This window comes from Streptomyces mobaraensis NBRC 13819 = DSM 40847, from assembly GCF_017916255.1.
Lineage (GTDB): Bacteria > Actinomycetota > Actinomycetes > Streptomycetales > Streptomycetaceae > Streptomyces > Streptomyces mobaraensis.
The window spans coordinates 7,464,570-7,480,684 of the sequence record NZ_CP072827.1; the positions used below are offsets into that span (position 1 = coordinate 7,464,570).

The window sequence follows — 16,115 nt, forward strand, 5'->3', positions numbered from 1 at the left end:
CCCCTACCTTCCACCCCACTTCCCGACCCTCCCGCACACGCAGTCCACGGGAAACGAGACACGGCGAGGCCCTGATGGCGAACGTGAACGAAGCGAAGCTGCTCGACTACCTCAAGCGGACCACCGCGGACCTGCATGCCACCAAGCAGCGGCTCCGGGACATCGAGAACGCCGGACAGGAGCCCATCGCGATCGTCGCGATGAGCTGCCGCCTCCCGGGCGGCGTGCGCTCTCCCGAGGGCCTGTGGCGGCTCGTCGCCGACGGCACCGACGCCATCGGCGGCTTCCCCGAGGACCGCGGCTGGGACACCGGGGAGGCCCCCGACGCGCCGCCCGCCGGGACCGCCGAGGACGGGGACGGTACGGACTACCCGCGCAAGGGCGGCTTCCTCTACGACGCGGCCGAGTTCGACCCCGCGTTCTTCGGCATCTCGCCGCGCGAGGCCCTCGCCATGGACCCGCAGCAGCGGCTGCTGCTGGAGACGTCCTGGGAGGCGTTCGAACGCGGCGGCATCGCCCCCGACACCCTGCGCGGCGAATGCGTCGGCGTCTTCGTCGGCACCAACGGCCAGACGTACTTCGACCTGAAGCTGCCGGAGGAGTCCGAGGCCTACATGGCCACCGGCAGCAACGCGGCCGTCCTGTCCGGTCGCATCTCCTACGTCCTGGGCCTGGAGGGCCCGGCGGTGACGGTGGACACCGCCTGCTCGTCCTCGCTGGTGGCGCTGCACCTCGCCGTACAGGCCCTGCGCAAGGGCGAGTGCACCCTCGCCCTCGCGGGCGGCGCGACCGTCATGGCCACACCCGGCCCCTTCGTCGCCTTCAGCCGCCAGCGCGGCCTGGCGGCCGACGGCCGCTGCAAGGCGTTCTCCGAGGCGGCGGACGGCACCGGCTGGTCCGAGGGCGTCGGCGTGCTGCTCGTGGAACGCCTGGCGGACGCCCGCCGCAACGGGCACAAGGTCCTCGCCGTCGTCCGGGGCTCGGCCGTCAACCAGGACGGCGCCAGCAACGGACTGACCGCCCCCAACGGCCCGTCCCAGCAGCGCGTCATCTGGGACGCCCTGGCCGACGCCCGCCTCTCCTCCGACCAGGTCGACGCGGTCGAGGCGCACGGCACGGGCACGAAGCTCGGCGACCCGATCGAGGCCCAGGCGCTCCTCGCGACGTACGGCCGCGACCGCGCGGCGGAACGGCCGCTGTGGCTCGGGTCGGTGAAGTCCAACCTGGGCCACACCCAGGCGGCGGCGGGCGTCGCGGGGATCATCAAGATGGTCATGGCGATGCGCAACGGCGTCCTGCCGAGGACGCTGCACGTCGACGCGCCGTCGTCCAAGGTCGACTGGTCGGCCGGGCTGGTGCGGCTGCTGACCGAGGAGGTGCGGTGGGACGGCACCACGCCGCGCCGAGCCGGTGTCTCCGCGTTCGGCATCAGCGGCACCAACGCCCACATCATCCTCGAAGAGGCCCCGGCCGCCGACCCCGCCGAGCAGCCGGCCCCCGCGGCCGACGCCGCCGCCCGGGGCCCGCTCCTCTGGCCCGTGTCCGGCGCCACCGCCGAGGCACTCCGCGCCCAGGCCGCGGGCCTCCTCGGCGTCCTGGAGCGCGAGGACGCCCCGGAACCCCGGGACGTGGCGGCGACGCTGGCGACGGCACGGGCGCAGCTCGAACACCGCGCGGTGGTCCTGGGCGCCGAGCCCGATCAACTGACCGCCGGGCTGGGCGCGGTGGCCGCCGGCGAGGGCGCCACCGGCGTGGTCACGGGGACGGCCGCGGACGGGCGGTTGGCGTTCCTGTTCACGGGGCAGGGCGCACAGCGGGCCGGGATGGGACGAGAGCTGTACGAGACGTTCCCGGTGTTCGCGCGGGCGCTCGACGAGGTGTGCACGCATCTCGGCGGTCTGCTGGAACGGCCGTTGAAGGACGTGTTGTTCGGCGAGGACGGGGAGCTGCTGAAGCGTACGGAGTACGCGCAGCCGGCGCTGTTCGCCATCGAGACGGCGTTGTTCCGGCTGGTGGAGTCCTGGGGTGTGCGGCCGGAGGTGCTGGCCGGGCACTCCATCGGAGAGATCGCGGCAGCGCACGTGGCCGGGGTGCTGTCGTTGGCGGACGCGTGCGCGCTGGTGGCCGCACGGGGCCGGCTGATGCAGGCCCTGCCCGAGGGCGGTGTGATGGCTGCTCTCCAGTCCACCGAGGAGGAAGCCCTCGCCCTGCTCGGTGACGCCCGGGACGCGGCCATCGCCGCGGTCAACGGTCCGCGCGCGGTTGTCGTATCGGGCGCCGAGGCCACGGTCACAGCGATCGTGGAGAAGCTGCGCGAGGAGGGCCGCAAGACCTCGCTGCTGAAGGTGTCGCACGCCTTCCACTCGCCGCTGATGGAGCCGATGCTGGAGGACTTCCGCGCGGTGGTCGCGGGCCTGTCCTTCGCCGAGCCGCGGATCCCGATCGTCTCCACGGTCACTGGACTGGCAGCAACAGCCGAGGAGTTGACGAGCGTCGAGTACTGGGTGGAGCACGTCCGCCGCCCGGTCCGCTTCGCCGACGCCGTCGCCACCCTCACCGCCGACGAGGTGAGCGCATTCCTGGAGATCGGCCCGGACGCCGTCCTCACCGCCATGGCCGCCGACCACACCACCGCCACCTGCCTCCCCCTCCAACGCCGCAACCGCCCGGAAGCCACTGAAACCCTCACCGCCCTCGCCCGCCTGTGGGTCCAGGGCCACCGGGTCGACTGGTCGGCGCTCCACCCCGTGGGCCGGGCCGGCCTCGTGGACCTGCCCACCTACCCGTTCCAGCGCGAGCACTACTGGATCAAGAACACGGCGGCCGTCGGGAACATCGCCTCGATCGGCCTGGACGCGGCCGACCACCCACTGCTGGGCGCCGCCATGATGCTCGCCGATTCCGACGGCGCGCTGTTCACCGGCCGACTCTCCGTGGGCGGCCACGCCTGGCTCGCCGACCGCGCCGCCGCCGGCTCCGTCGTGTTCCCGGAGACCGGCTTCGTCGAACTGGCGATCCGGGCGGGCGACCAGGTCGGCTGCGGCGTGCTGGAGGACCTGACGCTGGAGGCGCCGCTGGTCCTGCCGCCACGCGGCGGTGTGCAGGTGCAGGTGGCGGTGGGCGCCCCCGACGCGTCCGGCGCGCGGTCGGTGCGGGTGTTCACGCGCGCCGAGGGCGCGGTCGGCGACGCGTCCTGGACGCGGCACGCCACGGGCCTGCTCGGCTCGGCGGCACGGGCCGCGACGGACGACGCCGGCCTCGCCGCCTGGCCTCCGGCGGGAGCGGTACCGGTGCCGGTCGAGGGACTCTACGAGCGCTTCGCCGAGGCCGGCCTGGCCTACGGGCCCGCCTTCCGGGCGCTGCGCGCCGTCTGGCGCGACGGCGACACGCTGTACGCCGAGGTCGCCCTCTCCGGGCAGGCCGCCAAGGACGCCGAGCGCTTCGGTCTGCACCCGGCGGCCCTGGACGCCGCCGTCCAGGCGCTCGCGCTGCCGCGCGCCGATGGTGAGCAGGCCGCGGAACTGCGGTGGAACGCGGAGTGGCGCGGTGTCGCGCTGCACGCCACCGGCGCGTCCGCCCTCCGCGTGCGCCTCTCGCCGCTGGGCGCGGACAGCGTGGCCGTGCACCTCGCCGACGCCGTCGGGGAGCCGGTCGCCTCGGTCGAGACCCTGACCGTCCGTCCCGTCCGGGCCACCGAACTGGCCGGCGGCGGCGAGACGGCGTACCCCGAGTCGCTGTACCGCGTGGACTGGGTGCCGGCGCCGGCGGTGGCCGCGTCCGGGTCGCCTGGCGTCGTCGTGGACTTCGCGGAGTTGGCGGGTGTGGCCGGTGAGCCGGATGTGGTCGTGCTGCGGGCGTTCGGCGGCGGGCTGCCGGATATGCCCGGCGACGTGAGCACGACCCTGGAGCGCGTCCTGCTCGCCGTACAGGAGTGGTTGGCGGGGGAGCGGTACGCCGATTCGAAGCTCGTGGTGGTGACCCGGGGCGCGGTGTCGGCGGACGGAGCCGAGGTCACGGACCTCGCGGGCGCCGCCGTGAGCGGCCTGGTGCGGTCGGCGCAGGCGGAGCACCCGGACCGGATCGTGCTCCTGGACCTGGACGGCGACGGGGACGATGCCGCCGTGCCGTCGGAGGTGCTGCGCCGCGCCCTCGCGACGGGCGAGCCCCAAGTAGCGGTTCGTGACGCGTCGTTGTTCGTTCCGCGCCTGGTCCGGGCGGGTGTGCCCACCGCCACCGAGGGCCTTGAGACTCTGCGATCCACCGACGGCACGGTGTTGGTGACGGGTGGTTTGAGTGGTCTGGGTGCGGTGGTGGCCCGGTGGTTGGTGGTGGTGTGTGGGGTGCGGCGTCTGGTGTTGACGTCGCGTCGTGGTGGCGAGGCCGAGGGCGCCCGAGAGCTGGTGGCCGGGCTGCTCGACGCCGGTGCGGTGTCGGTGGAGGCCGTGGCTTGTGATGTGGCGGATCGTGAGGCGCTGGCGGGGGCGTTGGCGGGGATCGGTGAGGAGTTCCCGCTGTGTGCGGTGGTGCATGCGGCGGGTGTGCTGGACGACGGCCTGGTGGGTTCGCTGTCGGTGGAGCGGCTGGCGGCTGTGCTGCGTCCGAAGGTGTTGGGCGGCTGGAATCTGCATGAGTTGACGGCCGGGTTGTCGTTGGATGCGTTTGTGGTGTTCTCGTCGGCGGCGGGTGTGCTGGGTGCGCCGGGGCAGGGCAACTACGCGGCCGCCAACGCTTTCCTCGACGGCTTGGTGGAGTCGCGGGTGGCCTCCGGCCTGCCCGGTGCCGCGCTGGCGTGGGGCTTGTGGGGCGACGCGGGCGGTATGGGGGGTGGTCTGTCGGAGGGTGATCGTGCGCGTATGGCGCGTGGTGGTGTGCTGCCGCTGGCCACCGACGAGGGACTGCGGCTGCTCGGAGTCGGAGCGCGCGCGGATGCCGCGCTGGTGCCGGTACGCCTCGACGTGGAGGCGCTGCGGGCACAGGGCCCGTCCCTCCCCACCCTCTACCACCACCTCACCGGCCGCCCGGCCCGCCGGCAGGCCGCCGCGCGGTCCTCGGCCGCGAGCGTCGGCACGCTCGGCGAACGGCTCGCCGCGCTCCCCGAGTCCGAGCGCCTTGAGGCCGTCCTGGACCTGGTACGCGGGCAGGTCGCCGCGGTGCTCGGGCACGCCACCCCGGCGGCCATCGCGCCGGACCGGGCCTTCAGCGACCTGGGCTTCGACTCGCTCACCGCCGTCGAACTGCGCAACAGCCTCGACGCCACCACCGGCCTGCGGCTCCCGGCCACCCTCGTCTTCGACTACCCGACCGCCGGCGACCTCGCGGACCACCTGCTGTCCGAGGTCTCCGGCGAAGTGGCGGCGGCCACCGTCCTGCCGGCCTCCGCCCTCCGCACCGACGACCCGATCGTCATCGTCGGCATGGCCTGCCGCTTCCCCGGCGGCATCGCGTCCCCCGAGGACCTGTGGCGCCTCGTCGCCGACGGCGGCGACGCGATCACCGACTTCCCCGAGAACCGCGGCTGGAACACCGACCGCCTCTACGACCCCACCGGAAACCGCCCGGACACCACGTACGTCAACCAGGGCGGCTTCCTGCACGACGCCGCCGACTTCGACGCCGACTTCTTCGGCATCAGCCCCAACGAGGCGCTGATCACCGACCCGCAGCAGCGGCTGCTGCTGGAGACGTCCTGGGAGGCCCTCGAACGCGCGGGCATCGACCCCGGCACTCTCAAGGGCAGCCCCACCGGCGTCTTCGCCGGCGTCGTCTACCACGACTACACCGGCAGTGCCAGCTCCGGCAGCATCGTCTCCGGGCGCATCGCCTACACCTACGGCCTGGAGGGCCCGGCGGTGACGGTGGACACCGCGTGCTCGTCCTCCCTCGTCGCCCTGCACCTGGCCGGCCAGGCGCTGCGCAACGGCGAGTGCGACCTCGCCCTCGCGGGCGGTGTGACGGTCATGGCCTCGCCCGCCGCCTTCGTCGAGTTCAGCCGCCAGCGCGGACTCTCCCGGGACGGCCGCTGCAAGGCGTTCGCGGCCGGCGCCGACGGCACGGGCTGGGGTGAGGGCGTCGGCATCCTGGTCGTCGAGCGGCTCTCCGACGCGCTGCGCAACGGACACCGGGTGCTCGCCCACGTCCGCGGGTCCGCGGTCAACCAGGACGGCGCCAGCAACGGCCTCACCGCCCCCAACGGCCCCTCCCAGCAGCGCGTCATCCGCCAGGCCCTGGCCAACGCCGGCCTGGCGCCCGCCGACGTGGACGCCGTCGAGGCCCACGGCACCGGCACCGTCCTCGGCGACCCGATCGAGGCCCAGGCCCTCCTCGCCACCTACGGGCAGGACCGCCCGGACGACAGCCCGCTGTGGCTGGGATCGGTCAAGTCCAACATCGGGCACACCCAGGGCGCCGCCGGTGTCGCCGGGATCATCAAGATGGTCATGGCGATGCGCAACGGCGTCCTGCCCAGGACCCTGCACGTCGACGCCCCCTCGGCACACATCGACTGGACGGCCGGCGCCATGCGCCTGCTCACCGAAGAGGTCGCCTGGGACGCCGGCCGGCCGCGCCGCGCCGGTATCTCCTCCTTCGGCATCAGCGGCACCAACGCCCACGTGATCATCGAGCAGGCGGAACCCGTCGAGCAGACGGAATCCGCGGACCCGGCCCCGGCGGCGGCCGGTGCCCTCGTGCCGTGGGTGCTCTCCGGCCGCGACGAGGAGGGCCTCCGCGCCCAGGCGGCCCGCCTCGCCGCGTACGTCGAGAAGTACGGTGAGGAGCACGGCGAGGAGGGTGAACTCCGCCCCCAGGACGTCGGCTGGTCCCTGGCGACGACCCGCCCCGCCCTGGACCGGCGCGCGGCCGTCCTCGGCACCGACACCGCCGAGCTGCTGACCGGCCTGCGCGCGCTGGCGGACGGCGGCACCGCGCCCGACGCCGCGCGCACCGGCGGGAAGACCGCCTTCCTGTTCACCGGCCAGGGCGCGCAGCGCGCCGGCATGGGACGCGAGCTGTACGCGGCGTACCCCGCCTTCGCCCGCGCGCTGGACGAGGTCGGCGACCGCCTCGACGGCCTGCTGCCCCGGCCCCTGAAGGACGTGCTGTTCGCGGCCGAAGGGACGGCCGAAGCGGAACTGCTGGACCGCACCGAGTACGCTCAGCCCGCCCTGTTCGCGGTCGAGGTGGCCCTCTACCGCCTCCTGGAGACCTGGGGCGTGCGCCCGGACGTGGTGATGGGCCACTCCATCGGGGAGATCGCCGCCGCGCACGCCGCCGGGGTGCTCTCCCTCCCGGACGCCTGCGAACTGGTCGCCGCCCGCGGGCGGTTGATGCAGGAGCTCCCGGCGGGCGGCGCCATGATCGCGGTCGAGGCCACGGAGGACGAGGTCCTGCCGCTGCTCGCCGCGGCCGACCGGACCGGCCTGGCCGCCGTCAACGGCCCCCGGTCCGTCGTCCTCTCCGGCCCCGAGGCCGAGGTGGAGCGCATCGCGGAGCGACTGCGGGGACAGGGGCGCAAGACGTCCCGGCTGAAGGTGTCGCACGCCTTCCACTCGCCGTTGATGGAGCCGATGCTGGACGGCTTCCGGGAGGTCCTGGAGAAGCTGACGTTCGCCGAGCCCCGCCTGGCCGTCGTGTCCAACGTCACCGGCGACCCGGCCGGCCCGCAGGAGCTGTGCTCCGCCGCGTACTGGCTGCGGCACGTCAGCGAGGCCGTGCGGTTCGACGCCGGCGTCCGCGGCGCGGCCGACCGCGGGGCGACGCGCTTCGTCGAGATCGGCCCCGACGGCGTCCTGACCGGCCTCGCGCAGACGAGCCTCGCGGCGGACGACGCGGAGCGGACCGAACGCGCGGTGCACTGCGTGCCGCTGCTGCGCAAGGGACGGCCCGAGGCGCGGTCGCTGCTGACCGGCCTCGGCCGGCTGTACGCGGCCGGCGGCGATGTCGACTGGGCAGCACTTTTCGAGGGCAGCGGCGCCCGGCGCGTCGACCTGCCCACCTACGCCTTCCGGCGCCGCCGCTTCTGGTCCCAGGCCCCGGCCGACCAGGGCGACCCGGCGGCCATCGGCCTCGGCGCCACCGACCACCCGCTGCTCGGCGCGGCCGTGGCGCTCGCCGACTCGGCGGGCTTCCTCTTCACCGGACGCCTCTCCGTCCACACCCACCCCTGGCTGGCCGACCACGTCGTCGGCGGCTCCGTCTTCTTCCCCGGCACCGGCTTCGTCGAACTGGCCATCCGGGCAGGCGACCAGGTCGGCTGCCGGACCCTGGAGGACCTGACGCTGGAGGCGCCGCTGGTCCTGCCGGCACGCGGCGGCGTCCAGGTGCAGGTGGTGGTGGGCGCGCCCGAGAGCACGGGGGACCGCTCGGTGCGCGTGTACTCGCGTGGCGAGGACGGGGCCGCCGACGGCGTCTGGGTGCGGCACGCGAGCGGTGTCCTGGGCGCGGCGGGCCGCGGCGAGGGTTCCGTTCTCGGCGTGTGGCCGCCCGAGGGCGCGGAGCCGGTGTCGCTGGACGGCGTGTACGAGAGGTACGCCGAGGGCGGTCTCGTCTACGGGCCGGTGTTCCAGGGGCTGCGGGCCGCCTGGCGGTCGGGTGACGAGGTGTTCGCCGAGGTGGCGCTGCCGGACGGCGTGAGCGTCGAGGGGTTCGGAGTGCACCCGGCTGTACTGGACGCGGCGTTGCACGCGGTGGGTCTGACGGGCGTGGGGGAGCGGGCCGGACTGCCGTTCGCCTGGTCCGGTGTCGAGCTGTACGCGACGGGCGCCTCGGCGCTGCGGGTGCGGGTGTCGCCGCGGGGCGAGGGCGCGGTGGCGCTGGAGGTGGCGGACGCCACCGGCCGGCCGGTGGCGTCGGTGGAACGGCTGGACGTCCGGCCGATCTCCGAGGAGCAACTGGCCCAGGCCCGCGCCGAGTACCACGAGTCGCTGTACCGCGTGGACTGGGTGCCGGCGGTGACGTCGGCGGCGGTGTCCGAGTCGGCCGGCGTCGTCGTGGACTTCGCGGAGTTGGCGGGTGTGTCCGGTGAGCCGGATGTGGTGGTGCTGCGGGCGTTCGGCGGGGGAGTGCCGGATGTACCCGGCGACGTGAGCGCGGTGCTGGAGCGTGTGCTGTCGGCCGTGCAGGCGTGGCTGGAGGACGAGCGGTGCGCGCGGTCGCGGCTGGTGGTGGTGACGCGTGGCGCGGTGCCGGCGGACGGCGCGGAGGTCACGGACCTCGCGGGCGCGGCGGTGGGCGGCCTGGTGCGGTCGGCGCAGGCGGAGCACCCGGACCGGATCGTGCTCCTGGACCTGGACGTCGATGGGGCTTCCGTGCCGTCGGAGGCGCTGCACCGCGCCCTCGCGACGCGCGAGCCGCAACTCGCCCTGCGCGACGGCGCGTTGTACACACCGCGCCTCGTGCGAGCGGCCGTCCCCGCTGCCGCCGAGACCTTGGGGTCGACCGACGGCACGGTGTTGGTGACGGGTGGTCTGAGTGGTCTGGGTGCGGTGGTGGCCCGGTGGCTGGTGGTGGAGTGTGGGGTGCGGCGTCTGGTGTTGACGTCGCGTCGTGGTGGTGAGGCCGAGGGCGCTCAGGAGCTGGTGGCTTCGCTGCTGGAGGCGGGCGCGGCGTCGGTCGATGTGGCGGCTTGTGATGTGGCGGATCGTGAGGCGTTGGCCGGGGTGCTGGCGGGGATCGGTGAGGAGTTCCCGCTGTGTGCGGTGGTGCATGCGGCGGGTGTGCTGGACGACGGTCTGGTGGGTTCGCTGTCGGTGGAGCGGCTGGCGGCTGTGCTGCGTCCGAAGGTGCTGGGCGGCTGGAATCTGCATGAGTTGACGGCCGGCTTGTCGTTGGATGCGTTCGTGGTGTTCTCGTCGGCGGCGGGTGTGCTGGGTGCGCCGGGGCAGGGCAACTACGCGGCCGCCAACGCATTCCTCGACGGCTTGGTGGAGTCGCGGGTGGCCTCCGGCCTGCCCGGTGCCGCGCTGGCGTGGGGCTTGTGGGGCGAAGTGGGGGGTATGGGCGGTGGTCTGTCGGAGGGTGACCGTGCCCGGATGGCTCGTGGCGGTGTGCTGCCGTTGTCGACGGACGAGGGCTTGCGGCTGCTCGGGGTCGGAGCTCGTGCGGATGCCGCTCTGGTGCCGGTGCGTCTGGACGTGGAGGCGCTGCGGGCACAGGGTCCGTCCCTCCCCACCCTCTACCACCACCTCGTCCCCGCCGTCCGCCGCACCGCGGCCGTCAGCGACGGCGGCACCGCAGACACCCTGCACCGGCAGCTGTCCGCGCTGCCGCCGGCCGAGCGGGAACGCGCCCTCCTCGCCGTCGTGCGCGGAGAGGTGGCCGCCGTCCTGGGACACGCCAACCCCGCGGCCATCGCGCCGGACCGGGCCTTCAACGACCTGGGCTTCGACTCGCTGACCGCCGTCGAACTGCGCAACAGCCTCAACACCGCGACCGGCCTGCGGCTCCCGGCCACGCTGGTCTTCGACTACCCGACCGCCGGCGACCTCGCGCGCCACCTCCACGACGAACTCCTCGGCACGCTCGACACGCCCACCGGCACGCCGGCCGTCCAGGAGAGCGCCCACGGCGACGACCCGATCGTCATCGTCGGCATGGCCTGCCGCTACCCGGGCGGCATCGCGTCCCCCGAGGACCTGTGGCGCTTGGTCGCCGACGGCCGCGACTCCGTCTCCGCGTTCCCCGACGACCGCGGCTGGGACATCGACGCGCTCTTCGACCCGGACGCCGAACGCCCGGACACCACCTACGTCGACAAGGGCGGCTTCCTGCACGACGCCGCCGACTTCGACGCGGACTTCTTCCGGATCAGCCCGAACGAGGCGCTGAGCACCGACCCGCAGCAGCGGCTGCTGCTGGAGGTCTCCTGGGAGGCGTTCGAGCGGGCCGGGATCGACCCCGCGACCGTCAAGGGCAGCAGGACCGGCGTCTTCGCCGGCGTCATGTACCACGACTACCCCACCAGCCACAGCGCGGGCAGTATCGTCTCCGGGCGCATCGCCTACACCTACGGCCTGGAGGGCCCGGCGGTGACGGTGGACACCGCCTGCTCGTCCTCCCTCGTCGCCCTGCACCTGGCCGGCCAGGCGCTGCGCAACGGCGACTGCTCGCTCGCCCTGGTCGGCGGCGTGACCGTGATGGCCACCCCGGCCACCTTCATCGAGTTCAGCCGCCAGCGCGGCCTGGCGCGCGACGGCCGGTGCAAGTCCTTCGCCGACGCGGCGGACGGCACCGGCTGGTCCGAAGGCGTGGGCGTGCTCGTGGTGGAGCGGCTGTCGGACGCGCGCCGCAACGGGCACACGGTGCTGGCGGTCGTACGGGGCTCGGCCGTCAACCAGGACGGCGCCAGCAACGGACTGACCGCCCCCAACGGCCCCTCCCAGCAGCGCGTCATCCGCGCGGCGCTCGCCAACGCGCGGCTGTCGGCGGACGACGTGGACGCGGTGGAGGCGCACGGCACCGGCACGGTGCTGGGCGACCCGATCGAGGCCCAGGCGCTCCTCGCGACGTACGGCCGCGACCGCGCTCCGGAACAGCCGCTCTGGCTCGGCTCCATCAAGTCCAACCTGGGCCACACCCAGGCGGCGGCGGGCGTCGCCGGGATCATCAAGATGGTCATGGCGATGCGCAACGGCGTCCTGCCGAAAACGCTGCACGTGGACGCGCCGTCGTCGAAGGTGGACTGGACGGCCGGCGCGGTGGAACTCCTCACCGAAGCCCGGCCGTGGGAGTCCCGGGGCGTCAGGCGCGCGGCGGTGTCGTCCTTCGGCATCAGCGGCACCAACGCCCACGTCATCATCGAACAAGCCGCCCCCGAGCCCGTCCCCGCGGACCGGGAAGAGGACAACCTCCCGACGCCACTCTGGCCCGTGTCCGCCGCGACCGCCGACGCCCTGAAGGCCCAGGCGGCAGGGCTGCTGGACCTGCTGGAGCGTGAGGACGCACCGGAGCCGGGGGAGGTGGCGGCGGCGCTGGCGACGACGCGGGCGCAGCTCGAACACCGCGCGGTCCTCACGGGTGTCAACCGGGCGGATGTCATCGCCGGGCTCGCCGCGCTGGCCGCTGGGCAGGACGCGGCGGGTCTGGTGCGCGGGACGGCCGCCGAGGGGCGGCTGGCGTTCCTGTTCACCGGACAAGGCGCACAACGGCTTGGGATGGGCCGGGAGCTGTATGAAGCCTTCCCGGTGTTCGCGGAGGCACTGGACGAGGTGTGCGCGCATCTCGACGAGCCGTTGAAGGACGTCCTCTTCGGGGAGGACGTCGATCTGCTGAATCGTACGGAGTACGCGCAGCCCGCGCTGTTCGCCATCGAGACGGCGTTGTTCCGGCTGGTGGAGTCCTGGGGTGTGCGGCCGGAGGTGCTGGCCGGGCACTCCATCGGGGAGATCGCGGCAGCGCACGTCGCTGGGGTGCTGTCGTTGGCGGACGCGTGCGCGCTGGTGGCCGCACGCGGCCGGCTGATGCAAGCCCTGCCCGACGGCGGTGTCATGGCTGCTCTCCAGGCCACCGAAGCCGAAGCTCTCACCCTGCTCGGTGACGCCAAGGACGCGGCCATCGCCGCGATCAACGGTCCGCGCGCGGTCGTCGTATCGGGCGCCGGAGCAACGGTCACAGCGATCGTGGAGAAGCTGCGGGAGCAGGGCCGCAAGACCTCGATGCTGAAGGTGTCGCACGCCTTCCACTCGCCGCTGATGGAGCCGATGCTGGAGGACTTCCGCGCGGTCGTCGCGGGCCTGTCTTTCACCGAGCCCCGCATCCCCATCGTCTCCACCGTCACCGGACTGCTTGCGTTGGCTGAGGAGTTGACGAGCGTGGAGTACTGGGTGGAGCACGTCCGCCGCCCGGTCCGCTTCGCCGACGCCATCACCACCCTCACCACCGACGGCATCACCACTTTCCTGGAGATCGGCCCGGACGCCGTCCTCACCGCCATGGCCGCCGACCACACCACCGCCACCTGCGTGCCCCTCCAACGCCGCAACCGCCCCGAGGAGTCGGAGGCCCTCACCGCCCTCGCCCACCTGTGGACCCACGGCCACCCCATCGACTGGCAAACCCTCCACCCCGCGACCTCCACCAGCCGGGTCGACCTGCCCACCTACCCCTTCCAACGCCGCCGCTACTGGATCGACGGCTACTCCCCGTTCGGCGCGGCGTCCGGTGCCGCCGGTCATCCGCTGCTGGGGAAGCCGGTGTCGCTGGCGGGTTCGGACGGGCTGCTGTTCTCCGGCCGGTTCTCCCTCCGTACGCACCCCTGGCTCGCCGACCACGCGATCGGCGACACCGTCCTGTTCCCCGGCACGGGCTTCGTGGACCTGGCGGTCGCGGCCGGTGACCAGGTGGGATGCGCGGTCCTGTCGGACCTGACCCTGGAGGCGCCACTGGTTCTCCCCGAGCAGGGGGACGTGCACGTGCAACTCGTGGTCGAGGCTCCCGACGCCTCGGGAGACCGCACCTTCAGCATTCACTCCCGTTCCGAGGACACGCTGGGCGACGGCGTCTGGGTGCGGCACGCGAGCGGTGTCCTGGGCGCGGCGGGCCGCGGTGAGGGTTCCGTTCTCGGCACCTGGCCGCCGGCGGGCGCGGAGCCGGTGGCGGTCGAGGGTCTGTACGAGCGGTACGCCGAGGGCGGTCTCGTCTACGGGCCGGTGTTCCAGGGGCTGCGGGCCGCCTGGCGGTCGGGTGACGAGGTGTTCGCCGAGGTGGCGCTGGAGGACGGCGTGAGCGTCGACGGGTTCGGCCTGCATCCGGCCGTGCTGGACGCCGCCCTGCACGCGGTGGGTCTGACGGGCGTGGGGGAGCGGGCCGGACTGCCCTTCGCCTGGTCCGGTGTGGAACTGCACGCGACAGGGGCGACGGCCCTGCGCGTACGGGTGTCTCCGCGGGGCGAGGGCGCGGTGGCGTTGGAGGCGGCCGACGGCACTGGCCGGCCGGTGGTGTCCGTGGAACGGCTGGACATACGGCCGATCTCCGCGGAGCAACTGGCCCAGGCCCGCGCCGAGTACCACGACTCCCTCTATCGCGTCGACTGGACCCCGGTCCCGTCACCGGCCCGCGTCCCCGCCGGGACGTGGACGGTGGTCGGCCCGGAGGCGTCCGCCTGGACACGGGTGCTGGCCGCGGCCGACGGGGTCGCGAGCGTCGAGGCGGCCCCCGTGCTCCCGGACGCCGGCGCGGCGGACGTCGTCGTGCTGCCGGCCGGGACCGAGGACGCCGGCGGCGACGCGGCCGGTGCGGCACGCGAGCGTACCCACCGGGTGCTCGCCGACCTCCAGTCCTGGCTCGCGGACGAGCGGTTCGCCGGCTCGACGCTCGTCGTCGTCACCCGGGGTGCTGCACCGGCGGGCACCACCGAGGTCACCGACCTCGCGGGCGCCGCGGTGGGCGGGCTGGTGCGGTCGGCCCAGGCGGAGAACCCCGGCCGGATCGTGCTCGTCGACACCGACGGTACCGACGCGTCCCTCGCGTCGCTGCCCCGCGCGCTGGCGGCCGGCGAGGAGTATCTCGCCGTCCGAGAAGGCGAGTTGTCCGTCCCCCGGCTGGCCCGGGTGCCCGCGACCGTACGGACCGCCGACGCCGACGAGGTCCGTGAGACCCGCGACGGCCACGGCACGATCCTCGTCACGGGTGCCACCGGCGCCCTGGGCGCGCTGGTCGCCCGCCACCTGGTGGCCGAGCACGGGGCACGACACCTCCTGCTGGCCAGCCGCCGGGGCCCCGACGCCCCGGGCGCCCAGGAACTGGGGGCGGAACTGGCGGAGTCGGGCGCTGAGGTGACGTTCGCCGCCTGCGACATCGCCGACCGCGACCGGCTGGCGGCGCTCCTGGACTCCGTACCCGCCGAGCACCCGCTGACCGCGGTGGTGCACGTCGCCGGCGCGCTGGACGACGGCGTCATCGGCTCGCTGACACCCGACCGCATGGACACCGTCCTCCGGCCCAAGGCCGACGCGGCCTGGAACCTGCACGAGCTGACGCGCGGCCTCGACCTGTCCGCGTTCGTCCTCTTCTCCTCCGTCGCCGGCGCCCTGGGCGTACCGGGACAGGGCAACTACGCGGCAGCCAACGCCTTCCTGGACGCCCTGGCACACCACCGCCGGGCGGCGGGACTGCCGGCGACCTCGCTGGCGTGGGGCATGTGGGCGGACGACAGCGGCATGGCCGGCGGGCTGAGCGACGCGGACGTACGGCGCATGGCGCGCTCGGGCGCCGGCGCGCTCTCCGCCAAGGAGGGACTGGCGCTGTTCGACGCGGCGTTCACCGGCAGCGGGCGGTTCGCGGCCCCGGACGAGGCACTGCTCGTCCCGGTCGCGCTGGACCTCCGTCTCCTGGCGCAGGGCGATCCCGGAGAGCTGCCGCCCCTCTTCCGCGGCCTGGTCCGGACGACCGCACGGCGCACCGCGCGGTCGGCCCAGGAGCCGTCCGCCGGCACCGGGGACCTGCTCGCCCGCCTGGCGGCGACGCCCGCGGCGGAACGCCGCGACCTGCTGACGGAGGTGGTCCGGGCGCAGGTCGTGGCGGTGCTCGGGCACACCGACGCGGACGGCGTCGACGCCGACCGGTCGTTCAACGCCCTGGGCTTCGACTCGTTGACCGCCGTCGAGTTCCGCAACCGCCTCAACGCCGCCACCGGCCTGCGGCTCCCCGCCGCGCTCACCTTCGACCACCCCAGCAGCCGGGCCGTCGCCGACCACCTGTGGGACGAGCTCGCGCCCCGGCTGGAGGAGGAACCCGCGGCGGACGGGAGCGGTCCGGGTTCGGCCGAGGACCGCGTCCGCGCGGCGCTCGCCGCCATCCCGCTCTCCCGGCTGCGGGAAGCCGGCCTGATGGACAGCCTCCTGGAGCTCGCCGGGCTCGACGCCGACGTCCTCACCGCCGGCCAGGAGGCGGACGGAGCCGCGCACTCCATCGACGCGATGGACACCGACGCCCTGATCAGCATGGCCCTCGCCGACACGGGCGCGGCGCGGGACGGCGGCGCGGTGGACGGGGCCGAGGACGACCACGAGTACGACGCCTACGACGTCTTCGGGGACCACCCGGAGGGGGACGCGGGCACGGGCCACCAGGACGTCGACGCCTTCGACGACGTCACGGACATGACGCGGGAGAAGTGACCA

1 protein-coding gene is annotated in these 16,115 nt (G+C 74.3%); it reads left to right on the forward strand.

What is annotated here, in order from left to right; all coding sequences use genetic code 11:
- Positions 1–74: 74 nt before the first annotated feature.
- Complete coding sequence (locus J7W19_RS32155) at positions 75–16,112, forward strand: type I polyketide synthase (protein ID WP_210455422.1); 16,038 nt, start codon at positions 75–77, stop codon at positions 16,110–16,112.
- Positions 16,113–16,115: the final 3 nt, after the last annotated feature.

What these genes read in the sequence shown, in the direction of transcription:
- J7W19_RS32155 (WP_210455422.1), top strand. Translation starts at nt 75, where the DNA reads ATGGCGAACGTGAACGAAGCGAAGCTGCTCGACTACCTCAAGCGGACC.